Origin of the sequence: Neorhizobium sp. S3-V5DH, from assembly GCF_004343065.1 — a bacterium.
Taxonomy (GTDB): Bacteria; Pseudomonadota; Alphaproteobacteria; order Rhizobiales; family Rhizobiaceae; genus Neorhizobium; species Neorhizobium huautlense.
Genome location: NZ_SMCL01000004.1, coordinates 344,097 through 361,486, shown reverse-complemented (window position 1 = coordinate 361,486; position 17,390 = coordinate 344,097). Strand labels below are relative to the sequence as shown.

20 protein-coding genes are annotated in these 17,390 nt (G+C 61.1%); 13 read left to right on the top strand and 7 right to left on the bottom strand.

Translation table 11 applies throughout. From position 1 onward, the window contains the following. Nucleotides 1–56 precede the first annotated feature (56 nt). Nucleotides 57–632 carry an NYN domain-containing protein gene (locus EDE09_RS09775; protein WP_105373751.1) on the bottom strand — a complete coding sequence of 192 codons (576 nt, stop codon included), beginning with the start codon at nt 630–632 and terminating at the stop codon, nt 57–59. 287 nt (nt 633–919) lie between these two features. Here EDE09_RS09775 and rpoZ point away from each other — a divergent pair, with 287 nt between their 5' ends. Beyond that, a complete protein-coding gene (gene rpoZ, locus EDE09_RS09770) occupies nt 920–1,327 on the top strand; it encodes a DNA-directed RNA polymerase subunit omega (RefSeq protein ID WP_105373750.1) in 408 nt (135 codons plus the stop codon). A gap of 150 nt (nt 1,328–1,477) precedes the next feature. Further along, nucleotides 1,478–3,691 (top strand): bifunctional (p)ppGpp synthetase/guanosine-3',5'-bis(diphosphate) 3'-pyrophosphohydrolase, encoded by a 2,214-nt coding sequence (locus EDE09_RS09765; protein ID WP_105373749.1) that lies wholly within the window; start codon nt 1,478–1,480, stop codon nt 3,689–3,691. Between the two features lie 22 nt (nt 3,692–3,713). Here the strand turns inward: EDE09_RS09765 and EDE09_RS09760 are convergent, their stop codons facing one another. Further along, a complete protein-coding gene (locus tag EDE09_RS09760) occupies nt 3,714–3,950 on the bottom strand; it encodes a hypothetical protein (protein ID WP_132410061.1) in 237 nt (78 codons plus the stop codon). A 255-nt stretch (nt 3,951–4,205) separates the two neighbouring features. On the opposite strand from EDE09_RS09760, the gene EDE09_RS09755 reads away from it, so the two are divergent. The 7 genes from EDE09_RS09755 (at nt 4,206) to EDE09_RS09725 (ending at nt 8,686) form a co-directional block, all read left to right on the top strand. Next, the gene (locus EDE09_RS09755) at nt 4,206–4,361 is read left to right on the top strand and encodes a DUF3563 family protein (RefSeq protein WP_105373747.1); all 156 of its coding nucleotides are present in this window, start codon (nt 4,206–4,208) and stop codon (nt 4,359–4,361) included. Between the two features lie 219 nt (nt 4,362–4,580). After that, nucleotides 4,581–5,141, top strand: coding sequence for a DUF2062 domain-containing protein (locus EDE09_RS09750; protein WP_132410059.1), 561 nt, complete (start codon nt 4,581–4,583; stop codon nt 5,139–5,141). Nucleotides 5,142–5,171: 30 nt separating this feature from the next. Next, entirely contained in the window at nt 5,172–5,576 is a 405-nt protein-coding gene (gene acpS, locus EDE09_RS09745; protein WP_105373745.1) for a holo-ACP synthase, read from the top strand. 90 nt (nt 5,577–5,666) lie between these two features. Then, nucleotides 5,667–6,416, top strand: coding sequence for a signal peptidase I (lepB, locus tag EDE09_RS09740; protein ID WP_105373769.1), 750 nt, complete (start codon nt 5,667–5,669; stop codon nt 6,414–6,416). Continuing rightward, nucleotides 6,416–7,129, top strand: a complete 714-nt coding sequence (gene rnc, locus EDE09_RS09735) for a ribonuclease III (RefSeq protein WP_207914828.1) — start codon at nt 6,416–6,418, stop codon at nt 7,127–7,129. The genes lepB and rnc overlap by 1 nt, the downstream gene beginning before the upstream one ends. Nucleotides 7,130–7,138: 9 nt before the next feature. After that, entirely contained in the window at nt 7,139–8,077 is a 939-nt protein-coding gene (gene era / locus EDE09_RS09730; protein ID WP_132410113.1) for a GTPase Era, read from the top strand. 96 nt (nt 8,078–8,173) lie between these two features. Beyond that, a complete protein-coding gene (locus tag EDE09_RS09725) occupies nt 8,174–8,686 on the top strand; it encodes a PAS domain-containing protein (RefSeq protein WP_132410055.1) in 513 nt (170 codons plus the stop codon). A 6-nt stretch (nt 8,687–8,692) separates the two neighbouring features. On the opposite strand, the gene EDE09_RS09720 is transcribed toward EDE09_RS09725, so the two are convergent. Next, complete coding sequence (locus EDE09_RS09720; protein WP_105373742.1) at nt 8,693–9,085, bottom strand: hypothetical protein; 393 nt, start codon at nt 9,083–9,085, stop codon at nt 8,693–8,695. Between the two features lie 187 nt (nt 9,086–9,272). Here EDE09_RS09720 and recO point away from each other — a divergent pair, with 187 nt between their 5' ends. After that, on the top strand, nt 9,273–10,025 hold the full coding sequence (gene recO, locus EDE09_RS09715) for a DNA repair protein RecO (RefSeq protein ID WP_132410053.1): 753 nt from the start codon (nt 9,273–9,275) through the stop codon (nt 10,023–10,025). 6 nt (nt 10,026–10,031) lie between these two features. Here the strand turns inward: recO and EDE09_RS09710 are convergent, their stop codons facing one another. The 3 genes from EDE09_RS09710 to EDE09_RS09700 all read right to left on the bottom strand — a co-directional run bounded on the left by EDE09_RS09710 (nt 10,032) and on the right by EDE09_RS09700 (nt 13,318). Then, nucleotides 10,032–11,273, bottom strand: a complete 1,242-nt coding sequence (locus EDE09_RS09710) for an MFS transporter (RefSeq protein ID WP_132410051.1) — start codon at nt 11,271–11,273, stop codon at nt 10,032–10,034. A gap of 96 nt (nt 11,274–11,369) precedes the next feature. Beyond that, entirely contained in the window at nt 11,370–12,269 is a 900-nt protein-coding gene (locus EDE09_RS09705; RefSeq protein ID WP_132410049.1) for a DMT family transporter, read from the bottom strand. Between the two features lie 185 nt (nt 12,270–12,454). Next, nucleotides 12,455–13,318 (bottom strand): DMT family transporter, encoded by an 864-nt coding sequence (locus tag EDE09_RS09700; protein ID WP_132410047.1) that lies wholly within the window; start codon nt 13,316–13,318, stop codon nt 12,455–12,457. Between the two features lie 85 nt (nt 13,319–13,403). Between EDE09_RS09700 and EDE09_RS09695 the strand changes: the two genes are divergently transcribed. Continuing rightward, complete coding sequence (locus EDE09_RS09695) at nt 13,404–14,840, top strand: PLP-dependent aminotransferase family protein (RefSeq protein WP_132410045.1); 1,437 nt, start codon at nt 13,404–13,406, stop codon at nt 14,838–14,840. Here EDE09_RS09695 and EDE09_RS09690 read toward each other — a convergent pair. Then, nucleotides 14,837–15,439: a TetR/AcrR family transcriptional regulator gene (locus EDE09_RS09690; protein WP_132410043.1), complete on the bottom strand. Its 603-nt coding sequence runs from the start codon at nt 15,437–15,439 to the stop codon at nt 14,837–14,839. The genes EDE09_RS09695 and EDE09_RS09690 overlap by 4 nt on opposite strands. Nucleotides 15,440–15,563: 124 nt before the next feature. Between EDE09_RS09690 and EDE09_RS09685 the strand changes: the two genes are divergently transcribed. Both EDE09_RS09685 and EDE09_RS09680 read left to right on the top strand, forming a co-directional pair. Then, complete coding sequence (locus tag EDE09_RS09685; RefSeq protein WP_132410041.1) at nt 15,564–16,787, top strand: MFS transporter; 1,224 nt, start codon at nt 15,564–15,566, stop codon at nt 16,785–16,787. A 156-nt stretch (nt 16,788–16,943) separates the two neighbouring features. Continuing rightward, nucleotides 16,944–17,390: a nuclear transport factor 2 family protein gene (locus EDE09_RS09680; RefSeq protein WP_132410039.1), complete on the top strand. Its 447-nt coding sequence runs from the start codon at nt 16,944–16,946 to the stop codon at nt 17,388–17,390.

The following is a 17,390-nucleotide window of genomic DNA, read 5'->3' as shown; positions in this document are numbered from 1 at the left end:
TGGAACAGAAAAAGGCGCCGCCGAAAAACGGGCGCCTATTCTTTTTTTCGGCTCGCTCAGAGATCGGCGTGTTCAGCCGGCTCCGTCGGGCGGGCCGGGCGTTCGGAGGGGTCGCGGCCGACTTCGGCCTTGAGCGTCATCAGGTCGATGAAATGGTCGGCCTGGCGGCGCAGGTCGTCGGCGATCATCGGCGGCTGCGTCTGCATGGTCGAGACGACCGAGACCTTGCGGCCCCTGCGCTGCAGGGCTTCCACAAGCGTGGTGAAATCGCCGTCGCCGGAAAAGAGCACCAGGTGGTCGACGGTTTCGGACTGTTCCATGGCGTCGATCGCCAGCTCGATGTCCATATTGCCCTTGACCTTCCGGCGCCCCATGGAATCGGTAAATTCCTTCGCAGGCTTGGTGATAACCTTGTAGCCGTTGTAGTCGAGCCAGTCGATCAGCGGTCGGATCGAGGAATATTCCTGGTCTTCGATGAGGGCGGTGTAATAATAGGCCCGGAGGAGATAGCCGCGCTTCTGGAAAGCCTTCAAAAGTTTCCGATAGTCTATATCGAAGCCGAGGCTTTTCGAGGCAGCGTAGAGATTGGCGCCGTCGATAAAGAGAGCAATCTTCTCCCTTGGGTCAAACATATTGTCTCCATCCCCTTTTTTTATAAACCTGCTTGGCAGGCAGAGCTTTGGTCAATATTTGTGTACCAAACCTCCCGAATAATCCACTACATTAAGAACTATTCATATAACTGTCATTTATGGCACGATTCGCAATAATCCAAGCAGCTTGCGGTTGAATCAGGCCGTCGCCCCCAGGAGTCATCGGTGAAGGAAACTAGTGCGTGGTCAGGAAAAACTTGAATTTGCCGTGCAATGGCTGTATCGGGCGTATCAATTCCGAAAATCCATGACCCAAAGGACAGGCAATGGCCCGTGTCACAGTAGAAGATTGCATTGACAAAGTCGATAACCGTTTCGAGCTGGTTCTGCTCGCGAGCCACCGCGCCCGCCAGATTTCCCAGGGCGCTGCGATCACGATCGACCGCGACAATGACAAGAATCCGGTTGTCGCCCTTCGGGAAATCGCCGACGAGACGCTTTCCCCCGACGACCTCAAGGAAGACCTCATCCATTCGTTGCAGAAGCACGTCGAAGTGGACGAGCCGGAGCCCGATCCGGCTTCGCTGATCGCCGCCGGCGGGGTTGCAGTCGCATCCGACCGCGACGAGGACGAGGACGCTCCGGAAACCGTTACTTTCGACCAGATGTCGGAAGAGGAGCTCCTTGCCGGCATCGAAGGCCTGGTGCCGCCGGAAAAGAGCGACGATTACTAAGCGAAACACTCGCTTAGCAAGTTTTCGTTCATTCTCTCGCCCTAATCTGTCTGAATGTTTTAAGATGGCTGCGCTGACCGGACGGTTGGCGCGCCATTTTCTTTTCGGCAGGGCCGGTCGGCCACTTGAGGATCAGGGACTCTTTTCAGGATGATGCGGCAATACGAGCTCGTGGAGCGGGTTCAGAAGTATAAACCCGACGCCAACGAAGCTCTCCTTAACAAGGCCTATGTTTATGCCATGCAGAAGCATGGCCAGCAGAAACGCGCCAGCGGCGATCCTTATATCTCCCATCCGCTTGAAGTCGCCGCCATCCTGACCGACATGCATCTCGACGAGTCGACCATCGCCGTCGCGCTCCTGCACGATACCATCGAGGATACCACCGCCACCCGCGCCGAGATCGACGAATTGTTCGGCGAGGACATCGGGCGGCTGGTCGAAGGGCTCACCAAGCTGAAGCGGCTCGACCTGGTATCGAAGAAGGCGAAACAGGCGGAAAATCTCCGCAAGCTGCTGCTCGCCATCTCCGACGACGTGCGCGTCCTTCTGGTCAAGCTCGCCGACCGGCTGCACAACATGCGCACGCTGGACCATATGAAGGCGGAGCAGAAGGCGCGCATCTCCGAAGAGACGATGGATATCTATGCGCCGCTTGCCGGCCGCATGGGTATGCAGGACATGCGCGACGAGCTGGAGGATCTGTCCTTCCGATATATGAATCCCGAGGCCTACGAGACGGTCACCAAGCGGCTCTCGGATCTTGAGGCGCGCAATGAAGGCCTGATCAAGAAGATCGAGGATGAGCTGCGCGAGCTGCTGATCGCCAACGGGCTCACCAACACCTATGTCAAAGGGCGGCAGAAGAAGCCCTATTCGGTGTTCCGCAAGATGCAGTCGAAGTCGCTCTCCTTCGAGCAGCTTTCCGACGTCTACGGCTTCCGCATCATCGTCGACAATATCCCGTCCTGTTACCGCGCGCTCGGCATCGTCCACACCCGGTGGCGCGTCGTGCCGGGCCGCTTCAAGGATTACATCTCCAATCCGAAGCAGAACGACTACCGCTCCATCCACACCACGATCGTCGGTCCCTCCCGCCAGCGCATCGAGCTGCAGATCCGCACGCAGCTCATGCAGGAAATTGCCGAATACGGCATTGCTGCCCACGCCCTCTATAAGGATGGAAAGGGCGGAGAACTCCTTCCGCGAGAATCCAACGCCTATTCCTGGCTGCGCCACACGATCGAATCGCTTGCCGAAGGCGACAGTCCCGAGGAATTCCTGGAGCATACCAAGCTCGAACTTTTCCAGGACCAGGTCTTCTGTTTTACCCCCAAGGGAAAACTGATCGCCCTGCCGCGCGGTGCCACCCCGATCGATTTTGCCTATGCGGTGCATACCAATATCGGCGACACCACGGTCGGCGCAAAGATCAACGGCCGGATCATGCCGCTCGTGACCCGCCTCAACAACGGCGACGAGGTGGAGATCATTCGCTCGGGCGTGCAGGTGCCGCCGGCCGCCTGGGAAGAGATCGTCGTCACCGGCAAGGCACGCTCGGCCATCCGCCGCGCCACCCGTATGGCCATCCGCAAGCAATATGCGGGTCTTGGGCACCGTATCCTGGAGCGCACCTTCGAGCGCACCGGCAAGGTCTTTTCCCGCGAGGCATTGAAGCCGGCGCTCCACCGGCTGGCGCATAAGGATGTGGAGGATGCGATCGCCGCCGTCGGACGCGGCGAACTCTCCTCGCTCGACGTGCTGCGCGCGGTCTTCCCAGACTACAAGGATGAGCGCGTTACCGTGAAGCCTGCCGATGACGGCTGGTTCAACATGCGCAGCGCCTCCGGCATGATTTTCAAATTGCCGAACCAGAGGGCCGTGGCGCCGGAGGAGATCGAGGCCGGACTGGATCCGCTGCCGATCCGCGGTCTGTCCGGCAATATGGAAGTCCGCTTTGCGCCGAGCGGCGCGGTGCCTGGCGACCGCATCGTCGGCATCATGGAAACGGACAAGGCGATCACCATCTACCCGATCCAGGCTTCGGCCCTGCAGCGATTCGATGACCAGCCGGAGCGCTGGATCGATGTCCGCTGGGACCTGGACGAGGCGAACAAATCGCGGTTTTCCGCCAAGATCGAGGTCAACACGCTGAACGAACCCGGTACACTCGCGACGGTCACCCAGACGATCGCCCGTCTCGATGTCAATATCCGTACGCTGGCAATGGGTAGCAACCGCGCCGCCGATTTTTCCGAGATCAGCATGGAGGTCGAAGTCTGGGACCTGCGTCAGCTCAACCAGCTTCTCTTGCAGCTGAAGGAACTCGACTGCGTCGCAAACTTGAAGCGGGTGTATGACTAAAATTCGCGGCTAAGGCCGACAATCAGGCATAGGCTCCGGAAATCAGCAGAATGGCTCCGACTGCCATCATGGCCACGCCCGGCCAGTTTCTGCTGAGGCTCAGGAAGCCGATGCCTTGGCGCCGGGGTTCCAGGGTCGGCTTCGCGTCGGCCTGACCGGAACGGTGCGGCTCGCTGAGCCGGCGGCGATCCAGGGCACCGCGAAACAGATACAGCAGCCCGGCAACGAACAGGATTGATCCAAGAACGATTGTCAACACCTGAGTCCCACCTCCTTTTGGACCCCGCCCGATCAGTATAGCGCAACGACGCTTATATTGGGAGTGGGCGCTACTTTTAGGGGAGATGTCGAATATCCAATGCACGGCCTCATTTCTGTTGCCCATTTTTCAACCCGATCTAGCATTTCGCCATGCTCCCAGCGCAAGGCTGGCCGGCGTTCGTCGCGTTGGTAATACGTGAGCGCGCATCTTATATTGTTGCAGTGCAATATGAGAGAGAAAGAAGAAACAATCATGTTTGACTCAGTACGCAAATTCGCCCGCGCCTTCCGCGTCCCCACCACCCAGGACCGCGAAGTCGCCTATCTGAACGAAGCCCGCGACCGGATCGATCTCGAATACCGGATGCGCCAGGTCGACCGCGGCATGTTCCGCAAGTCCGGCTTCTAAGAGCCTGCCCGTCCTCCGCGCGGAACTGCCGCGCGGTTTGCAGATTGGCGCATCCGCAGACGATGCGCCCGGCGTTCAGATCGCTCCGGCAGCAATGCCCGATCACGGGCGGCCAACTTTCGCCATCATCTTCGGCTTCGGCTATGGCCGTTGATTGTTCCGAAGATTGCCGCGGCATGAAGGCTTTAGCCCCGTGCCGCCGAACGATGATAATGCCCGATGCCATTCCGCCGCCGCACCCCGCTCGGATTTCGTGACAGACTGCTCCGCGCCGTTCTGCCGCCGAGGGGTTTTCGCCGCAGCCTCGATTATTATCGCCTGAAGGTGATGCGGATCGGGGGATCGCCGCACGCGGTCGCCGCCGGCCTTGCGATCGGCGTGGTGAGCGCATGGACGCCGTTTCTCGGCCTTCACATGCTCCTTGCGATCCCGATCGCCTATCTGCTCGGTGGAAGCGTCATCGCCGCGGCGCTTGGTACGACATTCGCCAATCCGATTACCTGTCCCATCATCTGGCCGCTCACCTGGAAGATTGGGGAAGTCATGCTCGGCAACGAAGCTGCCGGCCATGACCACCTCGATCTCGGCGCGCTTTTCCACCGCCTCGACCTGTCGCAGCTCTGGCGCCCGATCCTGGAGCCGATGTTGATAGGATCGCTGCCGCCGGGGGTGCTTTCGGGGCTTTTCTTCTATGTCGTGACCTATTGGGCTGTGCGCAGCTTCCGCGACCGGCGTAGGCAACGCTTGACGGCGCGGGCCGGAACGCTCAAGTCATTGTAAACGCGACCGAGCGCACGAAGGAAGAATTTCATGATCATCGGCATGGGCAGCGACCTGATTGACATCCGCCGCGTCGAAAAATCGATCGAGCGGTTCGGCGAGCGTTTCACCCACCGCTGTTTTACCGAAATCGAGCGGGCGAAATCCGATCGCCGTCAGAACCGGGCTGCATCCTATGCCAAGCGTTTCGCCGCCAAGGAGGCCTGCTCCAAGGCGCTCGGCACCGGCATGGCCCAGGGTGTGTTCTGGAGAGACATGGGCGTCGTCAATCTTCCGGGGGGCAAGCCGACCATGGTGCTCACCGGCGGCGCATCGGAGCGCCTCGCCGAGATGATGCCGGCGGACCATGAACCCCTCATCCACATCACCATCACCGACGAATACCCTTATGCCCAGGCCTTCGTGGTCATCGAGGCGAGGCCTCTCGCCCGCTGATCGTCCGCCCCGTTGCCCATCAGCCATTGCCGCCGCTCCGTGAAGGGGTTAGAAAGCGGCACTTTGCTGGAAAGAGAAAGAACTTTGAACGTGTCCGAAAAAGCCCAGACCAAGCCGCAGAACAGCCTTTGGGAAAATATCAAGGTCATTATCCAGGCGTTGCTGCTGGCGATGGTGATCCGCACCGTCCTCTTTCAGCCCTTCACCATTCCCTCCGGCTCGATGATGCCGACCTTGCTCGTGGGCGACTATATCTTTGTCAACAAATTCGCCTACGGCTATTCGAAATACTCGCTACCGTTCTCGCCGAACCTGTTTTCGGGCCGCATTTTCGAGTTCAGCGAGCCTGAGCGTGGCGATGTTATCGTCTTCCGCCTCCCGAGCCATCCGGATGTGGATTACATCAAGCGTCTGATCGGCTTGCCGGGCGACAAGGTGCAGGTTACCGACGGCGTGCTTCTGATCAACGGCAAGCCGGTGCCTAAACAGGGTGACGGTACCTTCACCTCCGACTACAGCCTCGATCCGGGCACCGATGTGCCGGTCTTCCGCGAAACCCTCGATACCGGCGTCACCTACGACACGCTTGATCATTCGCCGGTCTCGCGCGGCGATAACACCCAGGAATTCACAGTTCCCGAAGGGCACTATTTCTTCATGGGCGACAACCGTGACAATTCCCTCGACAGCCGCTTCGATGTCGGCATGGTGCCTGCCGAAAATCTGGTCGGCCGCGCTAGCATCATCTTCTTCTCGCTCGGTAACGACACCTCGTTCCGGGAAGTCTGGAAATGGCCGACGAACATGCGCTGGGATCGCCTCTTTAAGGTCGTCCACTGATGAAGGCCAAGGCGCTTTCGGCGGAGGATCGCGGCCAGCTGGAAAAACTGATTGGCCACGAATTCGCCGACAAGCAATGGCTGGACCGGGCGTTCACCCATGCGAGCACTGGTTCGGCCAAGGGCGCGAATTACGAGCGGCTGGAGTTCCTGGGCGATCGGGTGCTTGGCCTCTGCGTCGCAGACCTCCTGTTCAAGACCTTCCGGTCGGCGACCGAAGGCGAGCTTTCGGTGCGGCTCAATCAGCTTGTCAGCGCCGAAAGCTGCGCGCATGTTGCCGATGAACTGGAACTGCACCGTTTCATCCGCACCGGCGCCGATGTGAAGAAGCTCACCGGCAAGCGAATGATGAATGTTCGCGCCGATGTGGTGGAAAGCCTGATTGCCGCGCTCTATCTCGATGGGGGGCTGGAAGCCGCGCGCGGCTTCATCCTCCGGTATTGGGAAAGCCGCGCCGCCCGCGCCGACGGTGCGCGGCGCGACGCCAAGACCGAGTTGCAGGAATGGGCGCATGCCAAATTCGGCCTGACGCCTTCCTATCGCATCGACGACCGATCCGGCCCGGACCACGATCCGCGCTTCACCGTCACGGTGGAGGTGCCGGGAGTGGCGCCGGAAACGGGCGTAGACCGCTCAAAACGCGCTGCCGAACAGGTCGCTGCGACCAGGATGCTCGAACGTGAAGGCGTGTGGCAGAAGCCCGCCGGAGAATGATTGGACAAGATGACCGAAAACGACAACATCCCCGCTGACGAAGAAGAAGTCGGCGCGACCCATTCAGGCTTCGTAGCGCTGATCGGCCCGACCAATGCCGGCAAATCGACGCTGCTGAACCGGCTCGTCGGCGCCAAGGTGTCGATCGTCAGCCACAAGGTGCAGACGACGCGCGCCATCGTGCGCGGCATCGCCATCCACAACAATGCCCAGATCGTTTTCATGGATACGCCCGGCATCTTCAAGCCGCGCCGCCGGCTCGACCGCGCCATGGTGACGTCCGCCTGGGGCGGGGCGAAGGACGCCGACCTGATCCTCCTGCTGATCGACAGCGAGCGCGGCATCCGCGGTGATGCCGAGGCGATCCTGGAAGGCTTGAAGGAGGTCCATCAGCCGAAGATCCTGGTTTTGAATAAGATCGACCGGGTCCGCCACGAGGATCTTTTGAAACTCGCTGCTACCGCCAACGAGGAGGTCGCTTTCGAGCGCACGTTCATGGTGTCTGCCACCACCGGTTCCGGTTGCGACGACCTTATGGATTATCTCGCCGAAACGTTGCCGGAAGGTCCCTGGTATTATCCGGAAGACCAGATCTCTGATCTGCCGATGCGCCAGCTCGCCGCCGAAATCACCCGCGAAAAACTGTTCCTGCGCCTGCATCAGGAGCTTCCCTATGCGTCCCACGTCGAGACCGAGAAATGGGAGGAGCGAAAGGACGGTTCGGTCCGTATCGAACAGGTCATCTATGTGGAGCGCGACAGCCAGAAGAAGATCGCTCTCGGCAAGAACGGCGAGGCTATCAAGGCGATCTCCACCGCCTCCCGCAAGGAGATTTCGGAGATCCTCGAGCAGCCCGTCCACCTCTTCCTGTTCGTCAAGGTCAGGGAAAACTGGGGCGACGATCCGGAGCGTTTCCGCGAGATGGGGCTGGATTTCCCCAAAAATTGAGCGGATTTTCCGCCGCATTCCTGGAACGATTATAAAAAGTTATTGCTAAAGCCCGGACCGCGCGTCACCCTGTCGTAAACAACGAGAGGTCCGTGAATGGCTGACATTGGATTCTTCAACGGCAATGCCGAGATGGACGCTACCTGTCCCATCGGTTTTTATAGTTGGAGCGTCCCGGAGAACAGAGTGTACGGCGATGAAATCATCGCTGATATATTCGGTGTTTCCTACAGCGACCTCGTGGAAGGCGCGCCAATCGAGCTGGTCATCCGGTATATCGACGAGGGTGACAAGCAGCGGGTCGCCAAGGCGATCCATGATGCAATCATCACCGGCCTGCCTTACCAGGCGAAATATGGCCTTACTCATCCCGACGGCCGCAAGATCTCGGTGGCGGCGAACGGCCGCTGCCTGCGGGATGTGCAGGGTGTTCCGTCGATCTACAGCGGCACGGTCAGCGTCCAGTTGTCCCTTGATCCGACGGTGGGTGACCCGTTGGAAAGCCATTGCCGGGCCGCCCTTGGCATCGCCACCAGACGCCGCCATACGCTCGCAGCGCGCTATCTCTCATCTGCGCTCAATGTGATCGGCGGCAAAAAAGAGTTCTGAGGGCGCTTACTTCTTCTGCTGCCGATCCATCAGCACTTTGACCTCCTGGTAACGTCGGCGGTTCTCCTGCTCCTGCTCGTTCGGGCCATAGCATGTGTCGGAAATGCAAAACCGCAGGAGATTGAACGGCGGCTGCGGCTTGTCGAACTCACACTCGATCTCGTTGTTGAAATCGGTCGGCTTGGCATCTTCCCGTGTGGAATAGGTAAGCCTTGCGCCCGGCGGATCGAGTTCCGGGTAGGATTGCACGATGCCGGTCTTGACGTTCGGCACCAGCAGGAAATTCTTGGCGACCATCACGCAAGCCTGTTCCAGCTGCGGCGATTGGGCGGCGGCGGGGGAGGCAAGGAGAGCGGCAGCCGGCAGGGCGGCCAGTGCGACAAGAAGGACGTTTTTCATAAGGGCTCCCGGGCTTTGTGATCTGAAGTGGAAATTTCGCACAGGAATCCAAATGGAGCCCGATTTGTTCCAGGCAAGACGGGACAGGCTACAACTTCCCGGAAGAGCGTAAATTCCAGAAACCGATTCAGTCTGAAGCACTTATCGGGTAGAACTGAATCACATTGGAAGGATGTTAAAGCAGCACATGCAGTGGCAGGACGAAGGCATCATCATTGGCGTCAAGCGCCACGGCGAGACGAGCGTCATCGCCGAATTGATGACGCGCGAGCGCGGGCGGCATATGGGGCTCGTCCGTTCCGGCCGCTCGCGCGCCATGCAGCCAGTCCTGCAGCCGGGAAATCGGGTAGAGGCCGTCTGGCGGGCGCGTCTCGATGAACATCTCGGCGAATTCAAGCTGGAGCCGGTGCGGCTGAGGGCCGCCAAATTGATGGAGACGGCGACCGCCGTTTATGGCGTGCAGGCCATGGGCGCGTTGCTCCGGCTGTTGCCCGAGCGTGATCCGCACCCTCATCTCTTCGAGGCGCTGGACGTCATTCTCGACGCGCTGGACGACCCGGCCGACGCCGGCGAACTCTTCGTGCGCTTTGAACTGGCAGTCCTGAACGATCTCGGCTTCGGCCTCGACCTCACCGAATGCGCCGCGACCGGGATTACCGAGGATCTCGTCTATGTCTCGCCGAAAACCGGCCGTGCCGTCTCCCGCGCAGCAGGCGCTCCCTATGCCGACCGCATGTTGGCTCTGCCCGGCTTTCTGGGCGAGGGCGCAGCGAATGCAGCCGACCGGGAAAGCATGGCGGCGGCCTTCCGCCTTACCGCCTTTTTCCTGCACCGGCATGTCTACGAGCCCCGAGGTCTGACGGAAAACGCCGCCCGCGACGGTTTTGTGCAGGCGGCGTTGAAAGCCTTGTCTCAGGCAGCGGAACGGCAGGCCGGCTGAGCTGTGTTATTCGGCCGGCTGGGCAGCCGGCATCGATCGGTCGACCGCCTTTTCCTGGATCGGCCAGTGGACGACCGCAGCGAAGATGCCGAGCCCGACGCCCAGCCACCAGACGGGGTCATAGGAGCCGAAGCGGTCGTAGAGATAACCGCCCATCCACACGCCGAGGAACGAGCCCACCTGGTGCGACAGGAAAACGATGCCGCCGAGAAGCCCGAGATGGCGTGTGCCGAACATGATGGCGACAAGCCCGTTGGTGGGCGGCACGGTGGAAAGCCACAGCAGTCCCATGACGATTGCAAAGACGATGACGGTCGTCGGCGTCTGCGGCAGAAGCAGGAACGCGGTCACTGCGATCGAGCGGCCGATATAGATGTAAGCGAGGAAATAGGGCTTCGAATAACGCTGGCCGATGAAGCCGGCGCCGAGCGAGCCGATGATGTTGAAAAAGCCGATCAGCGCCATGGCGATCACCGCATAACGCGCGTCGATGCCAATATCCCCGAGATAGGCCGGAAAATGCGCGGTGATGAAGGCAACCTGGAAGCCGCAGACGAAAAAGCCGGCGGTAAGCAGCAGGTAGCTCTGATGGCCGAAGGCTTCCTTCAGGGCCGCGCTCACCGACTGCTGGAACTGACTGTGGGACTGGCTTCCCGAGCTTGCATTGCCCCGCAGCGGGAAGGCGAGCAGCGGCACGATCAGCATCATGACCGACATATAGACCAGGCTATCGGACCAGCCGAAATTGCTGATCAGCGCCTGGCTTAGCGGCGCAAACAGGAACATGCCGGCCGATCCGGCTGCCGTGCCGATGCCGAACGCCATCGATCGCTGCTCGGGGGTCACGTTGCGGGCAAAGGCCGACAGGATGACGCTGAAGGAACCGGCGCCGATCGCCATGCCGACCAGCACACCGCCGCCGATATGCAGCCAGATCGGCGCGCTCGCATTGGCCATGAGAATGAGGCCGGCGGCATAGAGTACGCCGGACATGGCAAGCACGCGCCCCGTGCCGTATTTGTCGGCAAGCGCCCCAAAAAAGGGCTGGCTGAGACCCCAGAAGAGGTTCTGGATCGCCATCGCCAGACCAAAGGTGGAGCGGTCCCAACCGGTATCCTGCAGCATCGGAAGCTGGAAGAAACCCATGGCCGAGCGTGGCCCGAAGGTCAGCATCGCGATCAGCGCGCCGGCGGTGATGATCAGCCAGGGCATCGGCGAGCGCACGGTTTGGGTCGCGGATTGGCTCATAGGGTCCTCCTGCAATGAGGGGCAAATCATACCCCTGCCGGCGGCATTCGAAAAACAACTTTTGCTAAATCGATCCATCACCGCATTTGATGAGGGTCACGGTGTTCCGGGCGGATCGATTGCTGCGGGCTCAGCACGCGCAAGCCGGGCTTCCCGCCAGATGGTGAAGATGCCGGCGGCAATCACGATCGTGCAGCCGGCGATCATGTTGACCGTCATCACCTCGCCGAAAAGGAAGACGCCCATCAGGCAGACGATTACGGTCTGGATATAGGACATCGGCTGTACGACGACGGCATCGAGCAGGTCATAGGCGCGGATCAGGAGATAATGCCCGCTCATGCCGGTGATACAGAGGGCGATCATCCAGAACCAGTCGGCAAGCGTGATTTGCGTCCAGTAGAACGGGCCTACGAACGTAATCGCCAGCGCACCGGCCACGCCGGTGTAGAAGAAGGCAGTGTCTGGCGTGTCCGTGCGGCTCGCGAGCCGTGTCATGATCGAATAGACCGCAAACATCAGCGTGCCGACGATCGGGATGATGATCTTGGTGTCGAATGTCGCCTGCAGCGGGTTGATGATCAACAGGATGCCGATGAAGCCGATGCCGATCGCCGCCCAGCGCCGCCAGCCGACCCGTTCTCCGAGAAACGGCACCGAAAGGCAGGCGACGACCAGCGGCGTGGCTGCGAAAATCGTATGGGTAGGCGCAAGCCCGACCCGCGCAAAGGAGAAGATCGACACCACGATCTGCGTGACAAGCAGCACGCCGCGGGCGATCTGCAGCCAGGGCCGGTTGGCGGTGACGACGCCTTTCAATCCCACGGGCGAGCGGCCCGCGAGGAACAGCGCGAGGCCTGCAAAGGCCCAATAGCGGATCATTGTCACGAAAATCGGCGGATAGGCGGTGCCGAGATGTTTCGAAATGCCGTCCTGCATGGAAAAGATGGTCACGGCCGAAAGAGCGCAGAGAAGGCCGATGGACCGAGGTGTCATGCGGGAGGTCTACTTCTAATCGGGCGGTCGCACCGGCAGGATGAGCCGGGCAGGGCAGGGAAAGGGAATAGCTAGTCCGTTTTCGCCGTTCGCCAAGATGTCAGGCAACCTGCTTTTGCGAATACCTGCCATGCGCTGGGCGGGATGGAAGCCAGGCTAGCCAGCCAAGGCCGCAGCTGTCGTGCCTACCGGGCGAACTTGCGCGCACCGGCGACGCAGAGGATCACGGCGAGCGTCACAGCGAACATCATCCAACTGACGGATTCGTGCAGAAGGGTCGCCGCGAGTGCCAGCCCGAGGAACGGCTGCAGGAGCTGCAACTGGCCGACTGAGGCGATGCCGCCGAGCGCGAGGCCGCGATACCAGAAAACGAAGCCGATCAGCATGCTGAACAGCGAAACATAGGCAAGGCCCGCCAATGCGGGCGCTTCGATGCCGGAAAAGGTGTCAGGCATGGTGGCGACCGCTGCAACGATCATCGGCGGCAGCGACAGGACGAGCGCCCAGGAAATCACCTGCCACCCGCCCAGCCTGCGGGAAAGTCTCGCCCCTTCGGCATAACCGAGGCCGCAGGCGATGATGGCGGCAAGCATCAATGCGTCGCCGACGGGCGACGCCGTCAGCCCCTGCGCCAGCGCGAACCCGGCCACCAGCCCGCTTCCGAGAATCGAAAACAGCCAGAATGCGGGCTTAGGTCTCTCGCCGCCCCGGATGACACCGAAGATGGCCGTTGCGAGCGGCAGCAGGCCGACGAAGACGATCGAATGCGCCGAGGTCACGTGCTGCAGCGCAAGAGCCGTCAGCAGCGGAAACCCGACCACGACGCCAAGGGCGACGACCGCCAGCGATACCACGTCGCTCCGTACAGGCCGCTTCTCCCGAAACAGCATGAGCAGCCCGACCGCCAATATTCCGGCGATTGCGGCCCGCGTGACCGTCAGGAAGACCGGATCGAACTGCATCACTGCCACGCGGGTGGCGGGCAGCGAGCCGCTGAAGATGACCACACCGATAAACCCGTTGATCCATCCGGCTGCTGTACGGTCCATAAGCACTCCATCATTTTCGCAGTCCTTATCGATTAAGGCGAATGGCTTCACCAGCCACAGTCTGATACGGTTTGGAAAAACTGTTATGGTAAAGGATCCAGTACGGATGAACGGCGAGGCAGCGGAAGGCACCCGAGTGTCGATGGTCATGACGACGATCAGGCAGCGCATCGCCGGCCGCAGCCTGACGCCGGGCGCCAAGCTGCCCTCAGTTCGCGGGCTGGCGGGCACACTCAAGGTTTCCACCTCGACGGTGGTCGACGCTTATGAACGCCTCGTCGCCGAAGGGGCGATCCTCTCGAGGCCGGGGTCGGGCTTCTATGTCGCAAATCAGGCTGCGCCATTCTCGCTCTCGGAGGTTGGTCCCAGGCTCGACCGCGCCGTCGATCCGTTCTGGGTCTCCCGGCAATCCCTTGACGCAGGCGAGGGCGGGTTGAAGCCGGGCTGCGGCTGGTTGCCGCCTTCCTGGCTTCCGGAGGAAAGCATCCGCCGGGCATTGCGGGCACTGTCCCGCAGCGAAGGTCCCTCGCTGGCCGACTACGGTTCGCCGCTGGGCTTGCCGCCGCTTCGCCAGTTGATCTCGCGTCGCATGGCCGAACGGGGGATAGAGGCGTCTCCGGATCAAATCATGCTGACTGAATCGGGAACCCAGGCGATCGATCTCCTGTGCCGTTTTCTTATCGAGCCCGGCGATACCGTGCTGGTCGACGATCCCTGCTATTTCAACTTCCATGCCTTGCTGCGGGCCCACCGCGCGAAGATCGTCGGCGTCCCCTACACGGCCTCCGGCCCTGATCTCCAGGTGTTCGCCGAAATCTGCGCCGAGCATCGGCCGCGTCTCTACATCACCAATTCCGCCGTTCACAATCCGACCGGCGCCGTGCTTTCGCCGGTGACGGCCCATCGCGTCCTGAAGCTTGCGGATCAGTTCGATCTTACCGTCATCGAAGACGACATCTTTGCCGATTTCGAGCATGCCGCGGCGCCGCGTCTGGCCGCCTTCGACGGGCTTGACCGGGTCATTCATATCGGCAGTTTTTCGAAAACCCTGTCCGCCTCGGCGCGCTGCGGTTTTGTCGCCGCAAAGCCTGAATGGATCGAGGGCCTGACGGACCTCAAGATCGCCACCACCTTCGGCGGCGGGAGGCTGACGGCGGAACTGGTCCTCAACGTATTGAGCGACGGCAATTATCGCAAACATGTCGAAGCTTTGCGGACGCGTCTGTCTCGGGCGATGGTCGAGGTTTCGGCAAAATTGAAGGGGCTCGGCATCACGCCCTGGATCGAGCCGCAGGCCGGCATGTTTCTCTGGTGCCGGCTGCCGGACGATCTGGATGCCGCACGCGTTGCGCGGGCCGCCCTGGAAAGGAACGTGGTCCTGGCGCCCGGAAACGCTTTCAGCCTGTCACAGGCAGCGACCGGCTTCATGCGCTTCAACGTTTCGCAGATGCTCGACCCGCGCGTCTTCGACGTGCTGGGCCATGCCCTTATGCAAGCCCAAGCTCCAGACGGCCGTACCTAAGCCGGAACCGTTTCCTTCAGCAGCCCGGATACCATCACGAGAAACGCCTCCGTGGCCTTCTTCGAGGCGGCCTCGGGATCCTCCGCTCCGGCAATCCAGAGTGCGGCGCTGAGCGTCGCGCCATTGACGAGCCGTGCGGTCGCCTCCGCATCCACGTGCCGGATCGTGCCTTCGTCGATGAGTTTCTGGACGCTTGCCGTCATGGAGCGGAGACAGGCGTTCTGGTTCGGCCAGTTCGAGGGGTCGCCCAGCACCGCCGGCCCGTCGAGCAGCATGATGCGGCGGATCTCGGGCTCCAGCGCCATCTCGATATAGGCGATGTTTTCATCGACGAACCCCTGCCAGGCGGTCTTTGCTCTGCTGGAAATCGCGCAGAGCCGGTCGGACATTTCCGCGTCGATTTCGGCGATGACCGCCTGCAGCAGGCCCTTCTTGTCGCCGAAATGGTGGTAGAGTGCGCCGCGTGTCAGGCCCGCTTGGCCTGTGAAATCGTCCATCGACGCTTCCGCATAACCTTGCGTGGCAAAGGCGTGGCGCGCTGCGGCGATCAGCTTGGCCCGGGTTTCGGCGATCATTTCCTTGCGCGGCTTGTGGGCCATCGGAACTCCAGAAACTATTCACATACGTCACGTATGTTAATTGACATGCGTGACGTATGTGTCTATCTAACTCTCATACGCGGCGTATGTAAAGGTCATCCCACGATAACTCAAGGAGTCCGTCATGCCCAATCCCTATGGTGAAATATTCCGGAGGCCGGGGACGAAAGCTTTCTCCGCCGCCGGTTTCATCGCCCGCCTGCCGCTGCCGATGACGACGATCGGCGCCGTCGCGATGCTGTCGCAGACCCATGGCGAATATTGGATCGCGGGGGCGGTGTCGGCGACATTCGCGCTCGCCAATGCTTTCATCTCTCCCCAGGTCTCCCGCTGGATAGATGCCAAAGGCCAGTCCGCCGTGCTCGTGCCGACGACGGCCATCACCTTTCTTGCACTTGTCGGCCTTGCCGCTGCGGCCTGGCAGCGCTGGCCGAACTGGACGTTGTTCGCCTTCGCTCTGTTGGCCGGCATGATGCCGAGCATGATGGCGATCGTAAGAGCCCGCTGGACCGAGATCTACCGCGACCAGCCCGAACTCCATACCGCCTTCGCGTTCGAATCCGTGCTCGACGAGGTGGTCTATATCTTCGGTCCGGTGGTCGGTATCGGCCTCAGCGTTTCCCTCTTTCCGGAAGCGGGCGTTCTCGCCTCTGCCGCCTTCCTCGCCATTGGCACGGCCCTCTTTGTCGCACAGAAATCGACCGAGCCGAAGGTCGATCCGCAACGCGAAACCGGCAGCGGCTCGGTCATGCGGCTCCTCTCCATGTGGTTCGTGGTCACGGTCTTTGCCGGCATGGGCACGATCTTCGGTACGGCCGAGGTCGCGGTCGTCGCCTTCGCGGAAGCCATGGGCAATAAGGGTGCCGCAAGTTATATCCTCTCGGCCTATGCCGCCGGTTCGTTTGTCGTCGGCCTCATCATCGGCGCCGTCAAGTTCAAGACGCCGCTCGCCCGCCGCCTGGTTTTCGCGAGCCTGATCGCCGCCGTCACCACCTTGCCCATGCCTTTTGTCGGCAATCTCTGGACGCTGACGCTGGTGATCTTCCTGGCCGGTGCGGCGATCTCACCGACCTTCATCACCGGCATGAGCCTGATCGAGCGCATCGTGCCTTCGTCACAGCTCACCGAAGGCATCACCTATGCCATGACCGGCGTCGGCATCGGCTTTGCGATTGGCTCCTCGCTCGCCGGCTGGACCGTCGATGCCTATGGTGCCTCGAACGGCTTCTGGGTAGCAGTCGCCGGCGGCCTCACCGCACTCGCCACCATGCTCCTCGGTTACGGCCGCCTCAGCAACCCCGCGCGCCAGGTAGCTCCGCCATCTGCCGCATTAAACCCGGCGGAATAGGCTGCCTCCGGGACGCCGGCTATACAATTGCGATACATCCTCTGAACAGGCCCGGATTGGCCGGTTGGTGCCAGAGTCCGCCCGTGGTAGATTTGCCGCGGGCGGACTTTTGCTAAAGCCGGGAGGCCGAATGGCTCCCATCTGCAGGAGAGTGTCATGTCGACAGCTGCAAGCCCAACCGTTGAAGAAGAAGAAATTCGCCGGCGCGTGGACGGTCTGGCGCGAGCGTTGCGCGCCAAGGACATTGGCGCCCTGATGGCGTATTACGCGGCAGACACCGTTGTCTTCGACATCAGACCACCGGCGCAGGTCCAGAGCGCAGATGCCTATCGAAAGAACTTCGAGGCCTGGTTCGCTTCGGTTGAAGGATCGATCGATTACGACATCCACGACTTGCGCATCGCAGCGAATGGCGATGTGGGCTTCTGCCACAGCCTGAGCCACGTCAGGAGCATGCGGACAGGCGGAGACAAGGCGGATTACTGGGTCCGCGTGACATCCGGTTTCCGCAAGATAGCGGGCCAATGGCTGATCGCCCACGAGCATATCTCGATGCCGATTGATCTTGCGACCATGCAGGCGCAACCGAACGTTCAGTCATAA